We start from the raw sequence: 17,481 nt of genomic DNA, 5'->3' as shown, positions 1-17,481 counted from the left end.
TTCGATGTTCATCCCCCTGGCTTGACGAACGTAACTTGCAGGCTGTGGTTGATCGGGCCGCCGCCGTCGCCTGTCAGTTCCTGCTGAACCTTGTCTTTCCACTCTTCTGGAGCAGCATTCTTCAGTGCGAAGATGTGAGCTGTAACCTTCGGGCCGGTCTCGCCGTCTATCAGCGTTTTCTCAAGTTTCGCCGTGCGAGTTGCTTGTCCGATCTTTACCGCTTCCGAAAATTCTTCATGTACCGCCATCCATTCATTGATGGTCGACCTTGCGCACCTGATGTGGCCGGCGAAGGCTGTCAGCGAAAAGCCTTGCGACATGAAGTCAACGACCTCTTCGCAATATCTCGGGTCATAGGTGGTTGGCCTGCCTGCTGGCATTCACCCCACTCCCAACAGAACCGCGCCATATCCTAGAGCCATGCCTGTAGCTGCTATGGTGAGGACGACAGCGAGAAGAGCGAAGACTTGGTGTCGCGTCATCTCATGCCTCTATGAGGAGAAGGGTTAGGCGAACAGAAGCCAGCCAAGGAACAGACCCACGGCGAGAATGCCCGCCGCGTAGAATGCCAGCGCCAACTTGAATGCTCCCTCGAACTCCATCAGGAGCGAGCCGGAAGAACCAGGCCCATTGCCTTCAGGCGGTCGCGGGCAATAGCCTCGCGGTCCTGCTTGCGGGCGCGCTCCTCAAGATCCGCCACACGGCGCTCAAGGTCAGCATGATCCGGCGTCGGCAGAGCCGGGATGTCTCGCAGCATGGGCGCAATCGGCATGTGCGGGGCGTAGTCGTGCGCTGGCATATCAACCACCCATCGATTTGGTGATGAAGGTGTAGCCTTCTTCGAAAGGCTCAGCGGGAGAGAACGACTTGTAGCCGTCCTTGTAGACGACATAGTAGCCGCCAGCTTCTGGCTTGTGCCGCTCGATGAATTCAGCACCAACGTCCAGAGGCGCATAGCCGCTCTTCTCGAACGTGAGCGTCGTTCCGTCGACAGATGCGATCTTCAGCGCCCACACTTCCTTGTGCGAACGATACCGCGGCATTTCCGATGAAGCGCTCATCCGTCTCTCCATAAAGAAAAGCCCCGGCAGGGAGCCGAGGCGGCAGGTTTGGTTTGTTTCAACGGGTCACTGCCATCCGCATTGCCGACGCTGGCCTTAGTGCGCGCGCCGCAGTTCAAGCCGAGCGGGGCATATGCCGTATCGTTCTGCCCTATTTGCCAGCTCGCTGGCTTGAACTGAATCGGTGTGGGAACGAGCGGGTATCCCCGCCCTTCTCAAGCAGCCGCTCTTCGTGCCGAGCCGCATAGACTGCCTGCCGCACACCGAACTGATAGATGCGGACTAGACCACTCGCTTCCCACCCCGGCTTGCCGATCAGGGTAGCGGTCAATCGGCCGTAGCCTCCCGCATTTTCCCAATCAGCTCACGGGCCTAAGCCTTGTCCGTCTGCCGCGTCTAACTGGTTGCGGGCGCTGAGTTGAACAGCCTGCATCGGCGTATGAGACCGAGGAGCGCACCGGCGCTCTTACCCGCCAGAATCAAAAGCGCCCGCAACATCTGGTGTCCGGGCGCAAGAATCGATTATTGAGTTACGGACATCACGATATTGCGCTTCGCGCAAACCTGTCAAGCGGCTTTTTTCTGCCCGTCAATGAAATGTCGTTTCAGAGCATTGAGCGCTATGCGAAGATCGCCCACAAGCGGCCAGTGTTCGACGTTGCGCACCACCAAAACATCAAGGGCGGCGATCGGAGCGGGCGTCCTTCCTGTCACTTGGAGATCCGCCAGAGCCTCGCGCATGGCCGCATATTGCTGCTTTGCCGATCTCACGAAGGCTTCCCAATCTCCATTGCCCTCGCCTTCCGGCCGTGGCTGATTGAAGTTCTGTGGCGCCCCTGTGGCCCGGTGCCAGGCGTCGAGCGTTTCCAGATAGAGTTGCGCCGCCCTATACTGCTCCATGCTGATGCCGCCCCCGATAACCCCAAGTTGAGCAAGCCTGCCGACGAACGTTCCCAAAAGCGGGTCTCTGGCCTTGTCCCAATCAACCCCATGATGCCGCATACGTGCCGTCACTGCCGTCTCCAAAGCTGATTGTTCCGTTTCTGCTGCTGACCACTTCCGGCACACTTTGCCGCTCGCCTCGCGGGGCGCATTAACCTTTCTCGGCCGCCCTCCCTTTCTCTTTCGCTTATGCATGGGGAGAACCTTTCCGGCTCATCAGCTCGGCAATCGCCTTTTCGGTCAACGCCAGCCGCTCGGCGCATCGCTCGTAACGGTAATTTCGCATGTTCCATACGCCGTCAGTCTTCTTAGCCCTGTCGCGGAACTTCTTGGCCTCATGGGTGAGATCGAGTTGATCGACGCGGGCGAGTTTGAGAATGGACAGCACGTCCAATTCCCCCTCTCCCCTCTCCACAGGCTCATAGGTGGCGAGGAAGTCCCGCACCTTTTTCTCGACCTCCGTGAGCTGGGCGAAAGCCTGAAGGCTCGTTGTGTTCTTGATGGCGTCGGGGCTGATGACCATTGCGAGCGCCGACTGAACCTCGGTCAGCAGTGCGTGGATGTCGGCCTCTACTTCTACTCGCTTGCGTTGATAGCGTTGGATGGTCATGCGGCTATGCTCCGTTGATCTGCTGCGAGGATGGCGCGGCCTATAAGCTCGGGGATCTGGGGGACGACAGTGTTTCCGAAGCGGTGGGCCGCGGCAGTAGCCAGTCCTGCGGGTAGCCCATCATCCAGGCTGCGAAGCGATGACAGCTTTTCGATCCAGCCTTCAGGCCAAGCGCGTTCAGGGTCGTGTACAACCCGTCCCCGCTCGTCAACGAAGATCCAACCTGATTGTAGTTCCCGTTCACGGTGATGGTGGGCAACAATCGCCGCAGCTTCGCCCGAGCGTGTGAACCGCCGTCCAAGATAGAGCTTGTGCCGCCTGTTCTCTTGGAAGCCGCTACCGGCGTGGGTAGCAATGATCCAGACTCTTTCTCGGACGTGCGGGGCACCAAGTCCGGAAGCCGGTATAACGTGCCACTCGATATCGTACCCGAGCGCGGCCAGCTGCCCGAAAACGTGTCGCGCCCAAGCTCCCCCGTCTCCAGTAAGCAGGTCTGCGCTGTTCTCCAGGATGATGAAGCTGGGTCGTAGCTCGCCAGCCAGTCGAATGATCTCTGAAAAAAGGCCTGTCCGCTCTCCTGCGATGCCTGCCCGCTTTCCAGCAGCGGAGATATCTTGGCAAGGGAAGCCACCCGTGATGACATCAATATCTCCCACATCCGCGGCCGTTATTCTCCGCACGTCGTCGTAGACCGGCACGCCTGGCCAAATGCTGCGCAGGTCGGCTTGTCGGTCCGGGTTGATCTCGCAGAAGGCGACCGTCTTGAAGCCACCGGTCCGTTCAAGACCCAAGGTGAACCCGCCAATGCCGCTGAAGAGGTCGAGAACGCGGTACGGTGTCCTTGTCATCTCTGCTTCCTCAAGCTGCCTGGGTGTCTGCGTCGGGGATGTATTTCTTCGGCCAGATGCCGCGATCCGGGCCGGAGGCGTAGCGGTAGCTGGCCTGGTCGAACCAAAGTCCGATCTTGCCTTCAAAGTCGCCGTTGCGTTGCTTGGCGATGTTCATCATCACGCCGGGTTTTTCCTCGATCTCTTTGCGCTCATCTTCCGACTGAGCTTTGCCGAGGGCTTCCTCGCGCTTCCGGTCGCGCCAGACGGTGACGATGTTGAAAGCGTTGGCGCCGATCTCCATCGCGCCCTTGATGTCTTCCGTTTCTGGTGCGCCGCCGCGGTCTTTCTCGCCCTTCCGGCTATGCGCGACGAGATGGACGTGGACGTTGTGGCGGATGGCCCAATCCACGATGGCGAACATCGCCTTTTCTTGGCCGGTGTAGTCGTCGCCGGCGATGCCAAGGCGCATGAGGCTATCGATCACGAATTGGTCGCATCCGTACTTGGCGCGGGCATAGTCGAAGACCTCGAGCAAACCTTCCACGCCGGACTTGCCGACGCGCTCATAGATGAGAAGCCCCTGGTCGAGCCAACGTAGCGAGCTGCGGATATAGGGTGCAGTCGGGCGGTCAACGCCTACGGCTTGCTTGACCATGCGTTTCAGAAGCTGGTCGGCCCGCATCTCGAGCGAGGACAGGCAAACCCGGCTTCCCTGGGCCACGAAGTCAACGATGCAGTGTGAAAGGATCTGAGACTTGCCGGCGCCGCTCGAGCCCGACCACAGCGTCACTTCGGCAGGGCGAAACAACAGCTTGCCCTCGAGCTTCCTGTATGGCGTGGCATAGCCGACGTGATCTTCAGGTGCCGGCCAGAACAGGTGGATTACCTGATCCGTGAAATGGCTGGCATTGCGTAGACCTTCGGGATCAAGGGTGCTGGCTGTTTCGATGCAGTGCTTGATCCCCTCTGCCGTGACGCCTTCCGTTCGGCACTTGTTGATGTCCTTGTGCGGGAGATGGACGCGAACGCAGCGATGCCGGCCGAGCCTTGAGGCGATTTCTTCGGCGGCGTCCTCGCCTGGCTGATCCATATCCGTGCTGATGTAGATCCTCTCAAAGCGCGCCAGCCGGTCGAAGTCGTTTTCGATCCACTGCTGCTTCGCGCCCTTCCCGCCTCCGAACGGCACCGACATTGCCGGATAGCCGTAGGCAGCCCATGACAGCGCATCGATCTCACCCTCGCAGATAACCACTTCTCGAGCCGTGTCCGGGATCGCCTGCCAGCCGAACAGGATGGGCTCGCAGTCTCGAGCGGTCGGCATCGGCTTTGCCCCATCTTCGGCCTTCCGTGCCTTGGCGAGCGCCAGGACGCCATCCGGCAGGAGGAACGGGAAGATGATCTCGTTGCCGCGCTGAGAGACTTTGTAAGCCGCCAGGATCGCTGCCGGGATATCCCGGGTGATTGTGAGATAATCGAGAACGTGACCATCCGAGAGCCGTTCGCACTTCGGCTTCTCAGGTCGCACATAGGCGCGGTCTGGCTGGCGGTATGGTTCCGGCCGGCTGATGCCGAGCCAGTCCCGAGCAGCGTCCAGCGCCTGGGGAAGCGTCATGCCTCGTGTAGCGCACCACAGGTCCAGAAGATCGCCGCCCTGGCTGGCGCTGAAGTCGGACCAGACGCCGGCCTTGGTGCCCGACAGATGAACCTTGAGGCTCTGTCCCTTCTCGCCGTTGACTGATCCGCACTCCCACTCGGGGCCGTTCTTCCGGCCGTTCGGCAGAAGCATTTCGGCCACGGCCTGGGCTCGGTCTGCGAGGCGGCGCTTGATTTCGGTGATGTCGGCCATCAGACCTGAACCCCTGCCCAAACGTCGTCTTGCTCGAACGAGCGCGGCTTCACTGCGGCTTCGATCCATGACATCGGATCTGCCGGCCGAAGAGCAGCGGCGCGGCGAAGCGTGTTCAGGAGGGCGGCGGCGTCGTCGTTGGTGGCCTTCAGCCATTTGCCGACAAGGGTTCGGCTCGGCCCCTCTGGCTTTCCCGTCAGCTCACGGACGATCAAAAGCCCGTCACGGAAAAGGGCCGTCCTCGCGTCGAGAGGCAAAACGACCTTCGGCGCATCGCCGCCTGAAGCGTTAGCTTCAGAACCTTCCTTCTCTGTATTCCCTTCTGTGCTCTGAGTTCTGTATTCAGTCGCGACACCTCGACGATCATTCGACGAACATTCGTCATTTGGGGCCGGAAATTTGGGCTTCTGTCGTCGATCAATCTTTTGATGATGCCAGCCAGTTACAAGAAAATACTGTTTGTTCTCAACGGTGTAGTAGCGAAGGAGCCCGTTACGCTCTAACTCGTCCAGCATCTCGCGGATATCGGATGCCGAGAAGTTGTCGCCCGGAAACACCAGAGCCTTAATCTGGATCGGGGACAGAGGATGCCGCCCATGATCGTCGACGAAGTTCCACAATCCCACGAACAGTAGTCGAGCATTCGTCGAACACTCCATGACCTGCTCATTGGACCAAAACTCGGGCTTGATGCTTCTGATGCGAGCCATTGCTTATCCTGCCTTCCTGGCGGACTGAATTTCGTTCTGAATGGATGAGAGGATGCGGCAGGTTTCATCCTGTCCGACCGCACCGAGCAGCACATAGCTTGCGGAGGAAATCGCGGCCTCCAGAGAGCCGACAGCAACCATCTTGTGGTCTTCGGCATAGACCTGCCGGAGCATTTCAGTGATGGCCTGAGACCCGCGCCTAATGTCCGAAACAGCGAGGTGGGTCATGACACCGCCCCAACTGTCACGCGGCATCCTTCCGGCGCCTCGCCCCATGCGATATGGATCCGCTCAGCCAGGCTGTCGTCTTGGATAACCCCATGCTCAACAAGAAGGTCTTCCACGGCCTTCAGCAGGTTTCCGATATCGCGCTTGCGGTTGTCCTTGCGCTGCACGACCAGCGCCAAGGCGAACTTGCCCTCGACCCTCCCCGGCTTCTGAGACTTGAGCATCCAACCGGCGACGTTGGCCCATTCGGCATATCGTTCCGTCTTGACGCGCCCCTTCTGAGCGTTTCGGAACAGATTGTTGACCGAAGGAGGAAATGGCAGATCAACGGTGATCATCCGCGCCACCATGCGCGGTCTACCGCGTCCGGTTCGACTTCGCCGGCATCGATGCGCTTCTGATGAACCTTGATCGCATGCATGATTGTGGTGTGGTCACGGCCTAGAACCCGGCCGATCCTACACAGTGACCATTGGGTGCTTTCCTTCAGCCACCAGCACAGATGTTGCCGCGCTTTGGGCGAATTACCCTTGCGGCTTGGTCCAACAACATCGCGCTCAGGCACGTCATACAGCGCCGAAAGCTGAAGGATTTTGAGATTGATCTTCTGTTTCTGCGTGGCCGTGGGATCCGGACAGGCGAGCTGCATGCGCAGTTCCTGTTCCCGAAGAATCCGCTTCCGGTTTTCCTCCTGCATACGAGCCAGTTCTTCCAGTCGGGCCTTCTCGCGTGCTTCCTTTTCAGCCTCCTCGGCTGCCGCCCTGATGGCGCGACGTTGCGCCTGAGACAGCAGCCGATCACGCGGGACAACTGGAGACGGCGGGCGCGGCCTACGGTATCCGGTAGGAACAAGCTCGTGTGGTAGGATCTGCAACGCCGTCATTGTTCGGTGTCCTTCCGTGTATCGTCAGGGATTGCCGAGGGCCGCACGCGCCTTTTCAAGGTGCGCAATAGCCTCCGCCATTTCGCGGCTGCCACAGCCCACGCCAATTTGCCTAAGTGTCTGAATTTCATGCTCTAAGCGCCTCACCTCGCTTGAAAGCTCGTCAATCAAGGCCAAGCGAATGCGCTCATAGAGCCCGCGCCCTATGTCGTTCAGCCTGCCCTTCCGCAGATTTTCGAGAGTGCCCGGCATCGCACCAACGCGACGGGCGATTGCTGCCCTAGCCTGGGCGATAGGCTGACCGGTGCGCTGTGAGGCGCGCCGCTCAAGTTCTCCAGTCCAATGACTGGCTTCGTTCAAGGACATATCGGTAATGGACAATTTATCCCCCAGCGTAGGACGCATGGTCATTGGCTCCTGTGGTTGAGTTGATCTCGACCACAGGAGGATTTGAGGAATGGAAACGATTGGCGCGGCAAGCAGACGGGCAGTCATTCAAGCGCGCGCCAGAATGTTGGGCTTGAGAGTTATTGAAGGGGGCGCGGAACGGGGCATCGGGGAGGTGCGCAATCCCCGTTCCGCTACTCCGGCGTTGGGGGCCGCCGAAGAGAAACAGCCCCCGGTCATTTCTTCCCTGCGCAGACCGGGGACGCGCAGATGCGGCTCGGGGAAAGAAGCGAAACCCGGCCGGAAGCTCGATTGAGGCGCTCATGCGTCACCACGCAGAGCAGCTTCGAGATATTCATTTGTGATGAGTTCTTCGCCACGGACCTTGCAGCTAACGCGGGTGCGTGGCTTTGGCTTTGCCGTGGCACCACGGATGAAACTCCATGTGCACAGGCTGATGATGAACCATGCGGCTAGGCCGTACCAAAGGAGATCGTAGCCGGTCATGCTGCCACCGCCTCATCTGCCGCTAGAGCGGCTTCGATCCGTTGGAGAGTGCGAATGCTGATCGTGCCGCCTGCTCGAAGCCGCGCCACGAGCTTGCCGTCATTGACGGCCTTTCTTCCGAAGGTCGTTTCGGAAATCTTGCGCGCCCTGCAGTGGGCTTTAATGCGCTTGAGAAGGTCGGCTGTTGTGATCATGAGCCCACTTTAATGGGCAGTAGCCCATCATGTCAATGGGCAATAACCCACTCGCCTTCTTTTGCAGGAGTGGGCAATGTCCCACTCATGAGCGAAGACGAACGATTCAAGCGAACCCTCGAGACCGAGATGGAGGCGAAAGGCTTCAATATGAAGTCATTGTCGCTCGCCGCCGGCTTGGGCGACACGTTTGTTCGCGACGTTCTGAGGCGAGACAGAAAGCCATCGCTCGAGGCGGTGCAGAAGCTGGCGAAGGTGCTTGGGCGATCCGTGGACTATCTTACGAATGCCGGACGGGAGGTTGTTCCTCCAGGGAAAGAATTTCCCGAAGATCCGGTATTTGACGAAGGTATTTCCGACGCAGCCGCGCGCAAAGAGCGCCGCCAGCTACAGCCAGGCGAAGTTGTAGAGCGTGATGTGGTTGGCGGCCTAGGTGCCGGCGGATACGGTCAGGTGATCTTGGTCGACGGCAAGCAGGTGGATGCAGGCCGCGCCATCTGGCAATTTCCGGTCGACTATCTGCGGACCGAGCTGCGGGCGCGCGAAAGCGACGTTGATATCGTCGCAGTCGACGGCGACAGCATGGCCCCTACCCTACTCCCAGGCGACAGGGTGATGATCAATCGTTCACAGACTGCACCGTCTGATGGGCTCTATGCCATCGACAATGGCGTGGGGATCGTCATCAAGCGTCTTGAGGTCGTGATGGGAAGCGACCCGCTACAGATAGCGGTGCTGTCAGACAATCCTAACCACAGAGCACAGAACATTTTGGCCGACGATCTACGCGTGATCGGGCGCGTGATCATGCGTGTCACGAGGATGTGATGGGTTTCGTCGCATCGTACGGTCCAGGCGATAAAGTAAAATTCGAGCGGGCGAACAACGGCAGAGAATACGTAACGCGAGTTGCCATCGGCTTCGATGATGATGTGCTATCTACCGTGTCTGTCGTATCGGCGCTCTCGATCCTGGGCGGTGGGAATTATGAATTCGTCTTTTGGATAGCGGAAGCCACAGACGGGGTGGATCGGTCGCATTGGAACGGCGCACAGACGAAACTGCTATTGCCGGATCGAGAGGCGCGCAACCTTGCTCTCTTCGCTGCCTGCGGATCGGTGGAGGTGCTATTACAAGACGCAAAGCCAGACGTTATCTATCAGAACACACACGGCTCTTACATGCCGGTCACAGCGCTCGTTAAACACGAGATGCTAAACGATCAATTTAGAAAGAACGGATATGTCGTAGACGCTCCTACTGAGCGACATGGTCGCCTATCATGGCGAATGGAACGTGTGACATAAATAGACGTTGCACCTTTCATACAGGCGTATCACAATAAGAAACACTCGGAGACGTATCGTGGCTCACAGATTGCAGGACGAACAGGTGGACGCAATGATGCGTGACGCCGCCGACCGCATGGAGGCGACGGCGCAACGGCTCATGAGAATTCCCTTGATACGAGAAATGGTGCATGGGGCAGCTCCCGGTCAGCCGCAAGCGCCTGAATTTCGTTTGGAGCCTTCTCAGATGAAGGTGGTCTGCCGCTAACACGAAGACCTTTGGTCTACCCCCCAACCCCGCTCCGGCGGGGTTTTTTGTTGCCCGGATAAATGGGCTATAAAATAAATGGGCTCTTGCCCACTTTTAGGTTGACGTGATGGGCTAATGCCCACTATGGTTATCTCAACACCGGAGATGACCAATGACCTCCACACCCGCAATCGACTTCATCAATCACAAGCCCTCCAAAGAGCGGGCAATGGACCGCGCTCTTTCCGCCATCAATCAGATGGGACAGCGACGCGATGCCGAGATCAACGCGCTTCGGTTGCGCCATCTCGCGGGAGCTTTCGGAGACCGCAAGAAGCAGATCAGGGCCCTGCTCGACGGCCATCACTACATGATCTCCGCGCTTCTCAACTATCGCTTTCATGGCAAGGAAGAACTGACTTCTGACGCCTGCTTGGCACATATCCGGCTGCGCATCCGCAACGCCGTTGAAGCCCGCCGGATCGCCCATTGGACCTACGACCGCAATAAGGAAATCGCGCTTCGGAACGCTTATGACGCGGTTCGGCTGATGCGCTTCTCTGCCCGCTCGCGGTCTCTCAACCTTGTAGATGCGGAATAGGACGATGAGCACTACACAGCACACGCCCGTCTGGACTTTCGAGGATGAGACTACCAGCAGTGGCCCGATGTTCAGCGTCTACGATGAGAATGACTCGCGCCTGACTGACCCATATGTCCGCGAGGATCAAGCCCGCCTGATCGCCGCCGCGCCTCGGATGCTGAAGGCACTCAAGGAAGCAGTCGAGATCATCGAGAACCAGTCCCTCTACGACGCGACACCGCTGCGGGATCTGATTGATGAGGCGGAGGCCAGCAATGACTGACGCTCTCCACACTCTCCGTCACTTCGCATCGCCAGCCTTTTACTTCTGGCTCTTTGCAGCCACGGCTTTCGTCCCGACTGGCTTCTACCTCTCAAACATTCTGGTGCCCTCATGAGCAACGCTGTCACGAAGCATGAAGTCGCCGCCTCTCAGGCGCCCGTCGCTCGTTCCATCGATCACATGGAACTGATAAGCCGCGCTGCCGACAGCGGCAACCTTGAGCTTGTCGAGCGCATGATGGACTTGCGCGACAGGTTCGAGAAGGCAGAGGCGCGCAAGGATTTTGACGAGGCCATTGCCAACGCGAAGGCTGAGATTCCCGCTATCATCCGCAACCGCGAGGGCCACAACAAGAAGAAGTATGCCGACTTTGCCGCCATCGCATCAACCATTGATCCGATCCTTGGCAAGTATGGCCTTTCCTATCGCTTCCGCACCTCGCAGACCGACCGCATCAGCGTGACGTGCATCCTGTCGCACAAGGCAGGGCACAGCGAGGAAACAACGCTTTCCGGGCCTGCGGACACGAGCGGCAACAAGAACGCCATTCAGGCCATCGGATCAACGCTGACGTACCTGCAACGCTACACGCTGGTTCAGATGCTGGGCCTTGCTGCCGCCGAGGATGATGATGGCAAGGCAGTGAAGGATGCCGAGACCATCAGTGACGAGCAGGAACTGGCCCTGCGTGACCTGATGCAGGAAGTCGCAGCCGACGAAAAGCGCTTCATGGCCTACGCCAAGATTGAACGCCTTTCTGACCTGCCGGCCAGGGACTTCGACGCCGCTGTTCGCATGCTCAACGCGAAGAGGGCCAAGTGATGGACCAGCGCACCGACGAATGGGATCAGGCGCGGCTTGGCAAGGTCACGGCATCGCGTGTTGCTGATGTCGTCGCTAGGACAAAGAGCGGCTACAGCGCCTCCCGCGCCAACTATATGGCGCAGCTCATCTGCGAGCGCCTGACCGGCGTAAAGGCCGAAACCTTCAACAGCCGGGAGATGCAGTGGGGCACCGACACCGAGGCCGAAGCCCGTTCCGCATATTGCTTCTATCGCGATGCGGATATTGAGGAAGTCGGCTTTGTCGATCATCCCCGCATTGCGGAGACAGGCGCGAGCCCCGACGGCTTGGTCGGTGACGATGGCTTGGTTGAGATCAAGTGCCCGAACACCTCCACCCACATCGAGACGCTTCTAGGCCAGAAGGTGCCGGAGAAGTACGTCACGCAGATGCAGTGGCAGATGGCCTGCACGGGCCGCGCGTGGTGCGATTTCGTATCCTACGATCCGCGGATGCCTGCCGATATGCGGTTGTTCGTGCAGCGTGTGCATCGGGACGAAGAGCGCATCGCGGAATTAGAGCGCGAGGTCACGGAGTTTCTGTCTGAACTGGATGGAAAGATCGCCGCGCTTCGCCACGCCTATGCGCCACCCTTGATGGCAGCGGGGTGAGACATGGGACGCGCAACCGTCGTACTCACCAGCCAAGCTGACAAGCAGAAGGCCGCGCAGTGGGTCATGAAAGCCCCGTGGAACACGCGCGTCACCTTCGCGGCCTCTAAGCGGTCCCTCCCGCAGAATGACCGCATGTGGGCGATGCTCACCGATATCGCCAGCCAGATGACCTATCACGGCATCAAGCTCGCGCCGGATGATTGGAAGCTGCTGTTCCTCGACGCTCTCAAGCGTGAGGTTCGCATGGTGCCGAACCTTGAAGGGAACGGTTTTGTCTCTCTCGGCCGGTCCTCATCGGATCTGTCGAAGCAGGAAATGTCAGACCTGATCGAAGTGATCTTCGCCTGGGGCGCAAACAACGGCGTCGTTTTCCACGACGATCAAGCGAGGGCGGCATGACCCAGACCGGCTATTTCGTCCTCAAGGTCATCACGGCCTGCCCTCCCTCACCCGGAGAGATGCCCGAGTTCATCGAGAGCAACAAAGAGGTTCTGTCTTCTCTCCTACAGGATGAGAAGCGGGTGGTTTGGGATGCGATGAATGGGAGGCGGGGATGAGGCGCTTCGTCGTCGGCGTTCTGCAAGGTCTACCTATCGGCGTATTCTTCGGGCTGCTCGCCCTCGAAAGGGGCTTCTGGTGTTCGGCGGCTTATGCCTTCGCGCTTTGCTGTGTCGTCGGTCTTCTGATCCTCGCCATGGACTTGAAGCTGTGGAGGCAGGGATGAGCCGCCGCGAGTTCTCAAACCCCACCAAGCGCGATGCAGCCGCACGGGCGAACGGCCACTGCGAAGAATGCGGCATGCGTCTGCGCTTCGGTGAGTTCCACTATGACCACATCCTACCGTGTGCCCTAGGCGGTGAAGCGACCTTGGAGAACTGCCAGGTTCTTTGCCACCCCTGCCACAAGCACAAGACATCAAAGCAGGACGTGCCGCAAATCGCGAAGATGAAGCGGCAGCGGGACGCCGCACGCGGGATCCGACGCAACAAGCAGAAGATCAAAGGCTGGCAGAAGTTCGACGGCACGCCCGTCCGGGCGAGCAGGGAAAGGTGAGGCCATGCCCAACAAAAGGCCCTTCAGGTTTCCGAAGGATGGAAGCTACGTGACCTACATCGGGATGAAGGCGAGGTGCTACCAGCCTTCGCATAAGGACTTTCACAACTATGGCGGCCGCGGAATACAGGTCTGCGACAGGTGGCGGTTCGGCGTGCCGGGGCAATACGGCTTTGACTGCTTCATGGATGATATGGGCGCCAGGCCCGAGGGCTGCACGCTAGATCGCATTGACCAGAATGGCAATTACACTCCCGAGAACTGCCGGTGGGCGACGACCAAGGAACAGTCCTTCAATCGCAGGAATAACCGCCGCGAGATGGTCGGCGGAAGGAATGTCCTGTTGGCCGAGGCTGCAATGTCCCATGGCCTTTCACCTCGCATAGTGGCCGCAAGGATCGACAGATACGGGATGTCGATTGAAGACGCCCTGACACGCCCTCTACGGCCTCGCGGCAATGCGATCTCGGGCAAGAAGTCAGCCCGCCGCGCCGCTCTCACAGGAGAAGACAGATGACTATGGTGGAGCGCATGTGGGAGCGTCAGAAGGCGCTGTACCGAGCCATCCTTGAGGCGCTTGACCGCCCTCTCACGCCTGACGAGGTAAAGTGGCTGGCTTGGTACAAAAAGCAGAAGAGCTCCGACGCCGCTCTCTCAGAAGGGAGAGAATAGATGTTCGGCAGTCGCAAAGGCCAAGAAGATGTGGCCCGGCACATGATGGCGAATGATCTGCACAAGCGGGCCAAGGATCTGGACGCTCGAGAGGATAAGATCAAAGCGCTCGAGAATTCGCTCGAGGACATTCTGCGGCAGCGCGGGAGAGACCTTGATGCAGCCATCGAAGCCTTAAACCGCCTGCGTGACTTGGTTCGCCGGGCACTGCGAGACGCTGGGTCTCCAGAGGTCGCTGTCTTTGTTGACAACGAAATCTACGGATACCTGACCGGTCGGAAAGCTCCCGCGTCCCCCACCCCACCGGAAAAGGAATAGGCCATGCGCAAGCTCTGGATCATTCCTGAAAAGCTTCTGTTCGGCGCGGCCATTCCGTTTCTGCTGGGATTACCAGTTGGTGTCGCGCTCCTAGAGTTGTCTCGATCATGCGAGGCCCGGCGCAACCCTCTGACCTTCGGAAAGGAATAGGCCATGGGAGCGAGGGCATATGACGAGACCCGAGTGACTATGGACACGCCGCTGCGGCTGACCGAAGCTGTGGAGTTGGCATTTCCCACCGGCGGTATGACCGTTAGCGGCCTTCGCAATGAGATTCGCCGTGGTCGCCTCATGGTCGAGGTCATCGCCGGCAAGCAGTTCACCACGCTCCGCGCCATTGAAGAGATGAGAACGATATGCCGCGCCAACGCGTCACCAAAGGCCCCAGGCTCTGGCTCCAGCCCGAGCGCCGGCACAAGAACGGCAGCATCGAGCGCGCCGTCTATGTCGTCCTCGACGACGGAATCAAACGCAGCACTGGATGCGGCCCGGATCGCCGTGGAGAGGCTGAAGAAGCCCTCGCCCGCTACATCGCGGAAAAGCGCCTCAAAGACCGCCCCCGCGACCGTAGTGCATCTGAGGTCATGATGGCTGACGTGCTCGCCATCTATGCCAGCGACGTGGCTCCAAACCACGCCCGCCCGCATGAGACCGGCGCGCGCATTGGCGAATTGCTGAAGTGGTGGGGCGATAAGCGCCTTTCCGATGTGACGCGCTCGACCTGCCAGCAGTACGCGGCGCACCGGGGCAATTCCTCCGCACGGCGCGAGCTGGAAGACATGCGCGCGGCCATCACCTATCACCGCCGTGAGGGTCTGTGCCGTGAAGTGGTCGAAGTGACCCTGCCGCGGAAGGCTGAAGCTCGCCGCAACTGGCTGACGCGCTCCGAGGTGGCAAAGCTGCTATGGACGGCCTGGCGCTATAAGGAAGTGCAGCAGGGCGCGGCGACGCGCCGCTACCGGCGCCGGCATGTCGCTCGCTTCATCCTGATTGCCCTTTATACCGGAACGCGCCCAGGTGCCGTATGCCGCTCATCGTTTGATAGCGCGCTCGACAATTTCGGCTGGATCGATATCGAGCGCCGCCTTTTCTACCGCCGCCCCGTTGCCGCCACCGAGACGAACAAGCGCCGCCCCCCTGTGCCGCTGCCCGATCGGTTGATGGCCCACCTGCGCCGATGGGAGCGCATGGGCATGATTCATCCTGTGGATTTCAACGGGGAGCCGGTGCGAGAGGTGAAGATCGCATTTCGCCGCAACGCGCAAGATGCGAAGGTGAAGGCCACTCCGCACACCCTACGCCATACGGCCGCAACATGGCTGATGCAGGCCGGTACCGATCCTTGGGAAGCTGCTGGCTACCTGGGGATGAGCCTGGAGACCCTGCTGCAGACCTACGGCCATCACCATCCGGATTATATGGCGGGCGCCAAGCGCAACCTGTCCCACCGAAAAGATACCGAAAAGATGGGCGGGACCAAACGTGAACATGCGGAATCCAACGTGACGAAGATTGCTCATTATGGAGGGAAGCGATGAGGTACACCATCGTTCGGGACGAGGGGGTCGTAGGTTCAAATCCTATCACTCCGACCAGTTTCTCCCCCTCAGGATGACACACGAGGGCAGCAGATCGCTGTTCCCGTCTCAATCGGGAATGCATCAATTGCTGCTGCAGTGATACTTTCTGCTATACTCTTCGCACGTGCAGCATAACCGAAGCATCCAGACGTGCGGTGCGGAATATCTCTACAATTTGCATTCCCGACCTATTAATGCCTATAATATTGGACATATCTGGAGGCGCTGACCTCCACAGCGGCACACCGAAGTATGACCTTCAATAAGAGGTCAAATTTCTCATGCCCCTCCCCCTCTCTTCATGAACCATTTTTGTTAGCGTTATAATTTTGTAATATAAACGCAATTAGACCGGCCGCGCCTCCAAGACTAATCGCCCCTGCCCCTTGACATTCTAGATAAATATCCATTTTGTTGCTATCGCAACTTCCTTCAATATTAACCTTTACAGGCGGTTGATCAAGTTATCGGCTATTGAAAGCTTTACGAAAAAAGAAAGTAACGGTACGTTAGGGATATTCGGAGCCGACCTGATGACGAAGTGATCGGCGGCCTCTTCGAACGACCAACTGAGGAGCAGACCAATGACCGATACAGGTGGAACCAGTGACGCCCAGGCCCGCGTTGACGCAGCGGCCGCGCGCATGGAAGAGCTGATGGCTTGGGCCATGGAAGTGAACGTTCAGTTTGCCGAAGCGCAGGTTCCGTACAAGACGGGCAGCACCATCGCGCAGAGCACGAGGGCGTAATCCGCCCTTCAACACGAAAACAATTCGCTTCTCTGTCGCCCGCGCCTGCCTTGCTACTCATCGCATGGCGCGGGCGTTCCTATTTCAAAATCAGTTTTATTGAATGCGGGGCAATATGAACAGGATTCTCACCTGGCTTTCGCCGGACACGGGCGATTCATCTCCGACGCTGGATATCGTCTCAGGCCTGCATCGGGGCACTTCCATCGATCTGAAGGGCAAGAGTTATCGCATTGGATCCGCGCCGGATTCGGACATCATTCTGCGCGACGAGGGCGTCGCCGCGGATCATGCCCGCATCCGGATTGACGGCAATGCCGTTCATGTTGAGACGCAGAGCCACGAGGTGGAACTCGGCAACGGACTTGTGCTCACGGCGCAGCAGGGCGCACGCCTGCGCCTACCCATAACAATGTCCATAGGACAGGCACAGCTGCGGCTGTCGCGAGACGGCGCCTCGGAGCCAACGATCGGGCAGATGGCATCACGCCTCGCCGTTCCGGTGGCGGCCGCCATCCTGATCCCCGCGCTTCTGATCGTCGGCATCGCGTCGCGGCCAGATGTGGAGTCCGCCGCCGTCTCGCCCCGCACAGCCGAGGTTCAGCGCCTGTCCGCCGAAAGCGCGCCCGATAACATCTCGAACACCGTTCAGGCCGAAGAAACCATCGTTCCGAACCTGCAGAAGCGGATCCAGACCGCCGGCCTCGAGGGCATCAAGCTGGCTCCAAGCGGCAATGACATTGTAGCTACCGGTTCCATCGCCCCTGACAAGCATGGGGTTTGGATCGATGTCATGACCTGGTTCGATCGCTCGTATGGCGGCAAGGCCAGCCTCGTCTCCATGGTCGAGACGAACCGCCGCCCAGCGCGCCCACCGGTGTCGGTCCAGGCCGTCTGGTACGGCAACAATCCCTATATGATCGCCAGTGACGGCAAGCGCTATTACGAGGGTGCATCCCTCAACAGCGGCTGGTCCGTACGCTCGATCGCCAAGGATCGCATCATCCTTGCCAAGGGCTCCGAAGAGTTTCGGCTGACCTATTAACTCC

At 59.2% G+C, this 17,481-nt stretch carries 30 protein-coding genes; 16 read left to right on the top strand and 14 right to left on the bottom strand.

Annotated elements, in window-relative coordinates:
- Window positions 1–8: 8 nt before the first annotated feature.
- From IEV58_RS06110 to IEV58_RS06045, 14 genes are all read right to left on the bottom strand, one after another.
- On the bottom strand, window positions 9–380 hold the full coding sequence (locus IEV58_RS06110) for a hypothetical protein (protein WP_188408768.1): 372 nt from the start codon (window positions 378–380) through the stop codon (window positions 9–11).
- A gap of 221 nt (window positions 381–601) precedes the next feature.
- On the bottom strand, window positions 602–799 hold the full coding sequence (locus tag IEV58_RS06105) for a hypothetical protein (RefSeq protein ID WP_188408767.1): 198 nt from the start codon (window positions 797–799) through the stop codon (window positions 602–604).
- Between the two features lies 1 nt (window position 800).
- Complete coding sequence (locus IEV58_RS06100; protein ID WP_188408766.1) at window positions 801–1,061, bottom strand: hypothetical protein; 261 nt, start codon at window positions 1,059–1,061, stop codon at window positions 801–803.
- A gap of 567 nt (window positions 1,062–1,628) precedes the next feature.
- Window positions 1,629–2,198: a hypothetical protein gene (locus tag IEV58_RS06095; RefSeq protein WP_188408765.1), complete on the bottom strand. Its 570-nt coding sequence runs from the start codon at window positions 2,196–2,198 to the stop codon at window positions 1,629–1,631.
- The gene (locus tag IEV58_RS06090; protein ID WP_188408764.1) at window positions 2,191–2,613 is read right to left on the bottom strand and encodes a hypothetical protein; all 423 of its coding nucleotides are present in this window, start codon (window positions 2,611–2,613) and stop codon (window positions 2,191–2,193) included. Before IEV58_RS06090 ends, IEV58_RS06095 begins: the two co-directional genes overlap by 8 nt.
- Window positions 2,610–3,461 carry a DNA cytosine methyltransferase gene (locus IEV58_RS06085; RefSeq protein WP_188408763.1) on the bottom strand — a complete coding sequence of 284 codons (852 nt, stop codon included), beginning with the start codon at window positions 3,459–3,461 and terminating at the stop codon, window positions 2,610–2,612. The genes IEV58_RS06090 and IEV58_RS06085 overlap by 4 nt, the downstream gene beginning before the upstream one ends.
- Before the next feature lie 10 nt (window positions 3,462–3,471).
- Entirely contained in the window at window positions 3,472–5,289 is a 1,818-nt protein-coding gene (locus IEV58_RS06080) for an AAA family ATPase (RefSeq protein ID WP_188408762.1), read from the bottom strand.
- Window positions 5,289–5,999 (bottom strand): hypothetical protein, encoded by a 711-nt coding sequence (locus IEV58_RS06075; protein ID WP_188408761.1) that lies wholly within the window; start codon window positions 5,997–5,999, stop codon window positions 5,289–5,291. Before IEV58_RS06075 ends, IEV58_RS06080 begins: the two co-directional genes overlap by 1 nt.
- 3 nt (window positions 6,000–6,002) lie before the next feature.
- Entirely contained in the window at window positions 6,003–6,227 is a 225-nt protein-coding gene (locus IEV58_RS06070; protein WP_188408760.1) for a hypothetical protein, read from the bottom strand.
- Window positions 6,224–6,565 (bottom strand): RusA family crossover junction endodeoxyribonuclease, encoded by a 342-nt coding sequence (locus IEV58_RS06065; RefSeq protein ID WP_188408759.1) that lies wholly within the window; start codon window positions 6,563–6,565, stop codon window positions 6,224–6,226. The genes IEV58_RS06070 and IEV58_RS06065 overlap by 4 nt, the downstream gene beginning before the upstream one ends.
- Complete coding sequence (locus IEV58_RS06060) at window positions 6,562–7,110, bottom strand: helix-turn-helix domain-containing protein (protein ID WP_188408758.1); 549 nt, start codon at window positions 7,108–7,110, stop codon at window positions 6,562–6,564. The genes IEV58_RS06065 and IEV58_RS06060 overlap by 4 nt, the downstream gene beginning before the upstream one ends.
- 24 nt (window positions 7,111–7,134) lie before the next feature.
- Entirely contained in the window at window positions 7,135–7,521 is a 387-nt protein-coding gene (locus IEV58_RS06055; protein WP_229729208.1) for a hypothetical protein, read from the bottom strand.
- Window positions 7,522–7,818: 297 nt separating this feature from the next.
- Window positions 7,819–8,004 (bottom strand): hypothetical protein, encoded by a 186-nt coding sequence (locus IEV58_RS06050; RefSeq protein ID WP_188408756.1) that lies wholly within the window; start codon window positions 8,002–8,004, stop codon window positions 7,819–7,821.
- On the bottom strand, window positions 8,001–8,198 hold the full coding sequence (locus IEV58_RS06045) for a hypothetical protein (protein WP_188408755.1): 198 nt from the start codon (window positions 8,196–8,198) through the stop codon (window positions 8,001–8,003). Before IEV58_RS06045 ends, IEV58_RS06050 begins: the two co-directional genes overlap by 4 nt.
- 87 nt (window positions 8,199–8,285) lie before the next feature.
- Here IEV58_RS06045 and IEV58_RS06040 point away from each other — a divergent pair, with 87 nt between their 5' ends.
- The 16 genes from IEV58_RS06040 (at window position 8,286) to IEV58_RS05965 (ending at window position 17,477) form a co-directional block, all read left to right on the top strand.
- Window positions 8,286–9,026: a S24 family peptidase gene (locus tag IEV58_RS06040; protein WP_188408754.1), complete on the top strand. Its 741-nt coding sequence runs from the start codon at window positions 8,286–8,288 to the stop codon at window positions 9,024–9,026.
- Window positions 9,026–9,505, top strand: coding sequence for a hypothetical protein (locus IEV58_RS06035; protein ID WP_188408753.1), 480 nt, complete (start codon window positions 9,026–9,028; stop codon window positions 9,503–9,505). The genes IEV58_RS06040 and IEV58_RS06035 overlap by 1 nt, the downstream gene beginning before the upstream one ends.
- A gap of 404 nt (window positions 9,506–9,909) precedes the next feature.
- A complete protein-coding gene (locus tag IEV58_RS06030) occupies window positions 9,910–10,338 on the top strand; it encodes a hypothetical protein (protein WP_188408752.1) in 429 nt (142 codons plus the stop codon).
- Between the two features lie 4 nt (window positions 10,339–10,342).
- Window positions 10,343–10,603, top strand: a complete 261-nt coding sequence (locus IEV58_RS06025; protein ID WP_188408751.1) for an XkdD/Y8K6 family phage-associated protein — start codon at window positions 10,343–10,345, stop codon at window positions 10,601–10,603.
- A 111-nt stretch (window positions 10,604–10,714) separates the two neighbouring features.
- Window positions 10,715–11,425 (top strand): ERF family protein, encoded by a 711-nt coding sequence (locus tag IEV58_RS06020; RefSeq protein ID WP_188408750.1) that lies wholly within the window; start codon window positions 10,715–10,717, stop codon window positions 11,423–11,425.
- Window positions 11,425–12,057 (top strand): lambda exonuclease family protein, encoded by a 633-nt coding sequence (locus IEV58_RS06015; protein WP_188408749.1) that lies wholly within the window; start codon window positions 11,425–11,427, stop codon window positions 12,055–12,057. Before IEV58_RS06020 ends, IEV58_RS06015 begins: the two co-directional genes overlap by 1 nt.
- A gap of 3 nt (window positions 12,058–12,060) precedes the next feature.
- Entirely contained in the window at window positions 12,061–12,459 is a 399-nt protein-coding gene (locus IEV58_RS06010; RefSeq protein ID WP_188408748.1) for a recombination protein NinB, read from the top strand.
- The gene (locus IEV58_RS06005) at window positions 12,456–12,617 is read left to right on the top strand and encodes a hypothetical protein (protein WP_188408747.1); all 162 of its coding nucleotides are present in this window, start codon (window positions 12,456–12,458) and stop codon (window positions 12,615–12,617) included. Before IEV58_RS06010 ends, IEV58_RS06005 begins: the two co-directional genes overlap by 4 nt.
- Window positions 12,614–12,784 carry a hypothetical protein gene (locus tag IEV58_RS06000; protein WP_188408746.1) on the top strand — a complete coding sequence of 57 codons (171 nt, stop codon included), beginning with the start codon at window positions 12,614–12,616 and terminating at the stop codon, window positions 12,782–12,784. Before IEV58_RS06005 ends, IEV58_RS06000 begins: the two co-directional genes overlap by 4 nt.
- On the top strand, window positions 12,781–13,113 hold the full coding sequence (locus tag IEV58_RS05995) for an HNH endonuclease (protein ID WP_188408745.1): 333 nt from the start codon (window positions 12,781–12,783) through the stop codon (window positions 13,111–13,113). The genes IEV58_RS06000 and IEV58_RS05995 overlap by 4 nt, the downstream gene beginning before the upstream one ends.
- Before the next feature lie 4 nt (window positions 13,114–13,117).
- Window positions 13,118–13,630: a hypothetical protein gene (locus IEV58_RS05990; RefSeq protein ID WP_188408744.1), complete on the top strand. Its 513-nt coding sequence runs from the start codon at window positions 13,118–13,120 to the stop codon at window positions 13,628–13,630.
- A 155-nt stretch (window positions 13,631–13,785) separates the two neighbouring features.
- Window positions 13,786–14,103 carry a hypothetical protein gene (locus IEV58_RS05985; RefSeq protein ID WP_188408743.1) on the top strand — a complete coding sequence of 106 codons (318 nt, stop codon included), beginning with the start codon at window positions 13,786–13,788 and terminating at the stop codon, window positions 14,101–14,103.
- Between the two features lie 3 nt (window positions 14,104–14,106).
- Window positions 14,107–14,253, top strand: a complete 147-nt coding sequence (locus IEV58_RS05980) for a hypothetical protein (protein WP_188408742.1) — start codon at window positions 14,107–14,109, stop codon at window positions 14,251–14,253.
- A 206-nt stretch (window positions 14,254–14,459) separates the two neighbouring features.
- Window positions 14,460–15,641, top strand: coding sequence for a tyrosine-type recombinase/integrase (locus tag IEV58_RS05975; RefSeq protein ID WP_229729207.1), 1,182 nt, complete (start codon window positions 14,460–14,462; stop codon window positions 15,639–15,641).
- Window positions 15,642–16,267: 626 nt separating this feature from the next.
- Complete coding sequence (locus tag IEV58_RS05970) at window positions 16,268–16,432, top strand: hypothetical protein (RefSeq protein ID WP_188408741.1); 165 nt, start codon at window positions 16,268–16,270, stop codon at window positions 16,430–16,432.
- Window positions 16,433–16,547: 115 nt separating this feature from the next.
- Window positions 16,548–17,477: a SctD/MshK family protein gene (locus IEV58_RS05965; protein ID WP_188408740.1), complete on the top strand. Its 930-nt coding sequence runs from the start codon at window positions 16,548–16,550 to the stop codon at window positions 17,475–17,477.
- Window positions 17,478–17,481: the final 4 nt, after the last annotated feature.

The sequence above is a fragment of the Agaricicola taiwanensis genome (assembly GCF_014635245.1).
GTDB classification, from domain to species: Bacteria; Pseudomonadota; Alphaproteobacteria; order Rhizobiales; family Methylopilaceae; genus Agaricicola; species Agaricicola taiwanensis.
Note: the sequence above shows the minus strand (reverse complement) of the source record. Positions and strands in the feature narration are given on the sequence as shown.

What these genes read in the sequence shown, in the direction of transcription:
- IEV58_RS06110 (WP_188408768.1), bottom strand. Translation starts at nt 380, where the DNA reads ATGCCAGCAGGCAGGCCAACCACCTATGACCCGAGATATTGCGAAGAG.
- IEV58_RS06105 (WP_188408767.1), bottom strand. Translation starts at nt 799, where the DNA reads ATGCCAGCGCACGACTACGCCCCGCACATGCCGATTGCGCCCATGCTG.
- IEV58_RS06100 (WP_188408766.1), bottom strand. Translation starts at nt 1,061, where the DNA reads ATGAGCGCTTCATCGGAAATGCCGCGGTATCGTTCGCACAAGGAAGTG.
- IEV58_RS06095 (WP_188408765.1), bottom strand. Translation starts at nt 2,198, where the DNA reads ATGCATAAGCGAAAGAGAAAGGGAGGGCGGCCGAGAAAGGTTAATGCG.
- IEV58_RS06090 (WP_188408764.1), bottom strand. Translation starts at nt 2,613, where the DNA reads ATGACCATCCAACGCTATCAACGCAAGCGAGTAGAAGTAGAGGCCGAC.
- IEV58_RS06085 (WP_188408763.1), bottom strand. Translation starts at nt 3,461, where the DNA reads ATGACAAGGACACCGTACCGCGTTCTCGACCTCTTCAGCGGCATTGGC.
- IEV58_RS06080 (WP_188408762.1), bottom strand. Translation starts at nt 5,289, where the DNA reads ATGGCCGACATCACCGAAATCAAGCGCCGCCTCGCAGACCGAGCCCAG.
- IEV58_RS06075 (WP_188408761.1), bottom strand. Translation starts at nt 5,999, where the DNA reads ATGGCTCGCATCAGAAGCATCAAGCCCGAGTTTTGGTCCAATGAGCAG.
- IEV58_RS06070 (WP_188408760.1), bottom strand. Translation starts at nt 6,227, where the DNA reads ATGACCCACCTCGCTGTTTCGGACATTAGGCGCGGGTCTCAGGCCATC.
- IEV58_RS06065 (WP_188408759.1), bottom strand. Translation starts at nt 6,565, where the DNA reads ATGATCACCGTTGATCTGCCATTTCCTCCTTCGGTCAACAATCTGTTC.
- IEV58_RS06060 (WP_188408758.1), bottom strand. Translation starts at nt 7,110, where the DNA reads ATGACGGCGTTGCAGATCCTACCACACGAGCTTGTTCCTACCGGATAC.
- IEV58_RS06055 (WP_229729208.1), bottom strand. Translation starts at nt 7,521, where the DNA reads ATGACCATGCGTCCTACGCTGGGGGATAAATTGTCCATTACCGATATG.
- IEV58_RS06050 (WP_188408756.1), bottom strand. Translation starts at nt 8,004, where the DNA reads ATGACCGGCTACGATCTCCTTTGGTACGGCCTAGCCGCATGGTTCATC.
- IEV58_RS06045 (WP_188408755.1), bottom strand. Translation starts at nt 8,198, where the DNA reads ATGATCACAACAGCCGACCTTCTCAAGCGCATTAAAGCCCACTGCAGG.
- IEV58_RS06040 (WP_188408754.1), top strand. Translation starts at nt 8,286, where the DNA reads ATGAGCGAAGACGAACGATTCAAGCGAACCCTCGAGACCGAGATGGAG.
- IEV58_RS06035 (WP_188408753.1), top strand. Translation starts at nt 9,026, where the DNA reads ATGGGTTTCGTCGCATCGTACGGTCCAGGCGATAAAGTAAAATTCGAG.
- IEV58_RS06030 (WP_188408752.1), top strand. Translation starts at nt 9,910, where the DNA reads ATGACCTCCACACCCGCAATCGACTTCATCAATCACAAGCCCTCCAAA.
- IEV58_RS06025 (WP_188408751.1), top strand. Translation starts at nt 10,343, where the DNA reads ATGAGCACTACACAGCACACGCCCGTCTGGACTTTCGAGGATGAGACT.
- IEV58_RS06020 (WP_188408750.1), top strand. Translation starts at nt 10,715, where the DNA reads ATGAGCAACGCTGTCACGAAGCATGAAGTCGCCGCCTCTCAGGCGCCC.
- IEV58_RS06015 (WP_188408749.1), top strand. Translation starts at nt 11,425, where the DNA reads ATGGACCAGCGCACCGACGAATGGGATCAGGCGCGGCTTGGCAAGGTC.
- IEV58_RS06010 (WP_188408748.1), top strand. Translation starts at nt 12,061, where the DNA reads ATGGGACGCGCAACCGTCGTACTCACCAGCCAAGCTGACAAGCAGAAG.
- IEV58_RS06005 (WP_188408747.1), top strand. Translation starts at nt 12,456, where the DNA reads ATGACCCAGACCGGCTATTTCGTCCTCAAGGTCATCACGGCCTGCCCT.
- IEV58_RS06000 (WP_188408746.1), top strand. Translation starts at nt 12,614, where the DNA reads ATGAGGCGCTTCGTCGTCGGCGTTCTGCAAGGTCTACCTATCGGCGTA.
- IEV58_RS05995 (WP_188408745.1), top strand. Translation starts at nt 12,781, where the DNA reads ATGAGCCGCCGCGAGTTCTCAAACCCCACCAAGCGCGATGCAGCCGCA.
- IEV58_RS05990 (WP_188408744.1), top strand. Translation starts at nt 13,118, where the DNA reads ATGCCCAACAAAAGGCCCTTCAGGTTTCCGAAGGATGGAAGCTACGTG.
- IEV58_RS05985 (WP_188408743.1), top strand. Translation starts at nt 13,786, where the DNA reads ATGTTCGGCAGTCGCAAAGGCCAAGAAGATGTGGCCCGGCACATGATG.
- IEV58_RS05980 (WP_188408742.1), top strand. Translation starts at nt 14,107, where the DNA reads ATGCGCAAGCTCTGGATCATTCCTGAAAAGCTTCTGTTCGGCGCGGCC.
- IEV58_RS05975 (WP_229729207.1), top strand. Translation starts at nt 14,460, where the DNA reads ATGCCGCGCCAACGCGTCACCAAAGGCCCCAGGCTCTGGCTCCAGCCC.
- IEV58_RS05970 (WP_188408741.1), top strand. Translation starts at nt 16,268, where the DNA reads ATGACCGATACAGGTGGAACCAGTGACGCCCAGGCCCGCGTTGACGCA.
- IEV58_RS05965 (WP_188408740.1), top strand. Translation starts at nt 16,548, where the DNA reads ATGAACAGGATTCTCACCTGGCTTTCGCCGGACACGGGCGATTCATCT.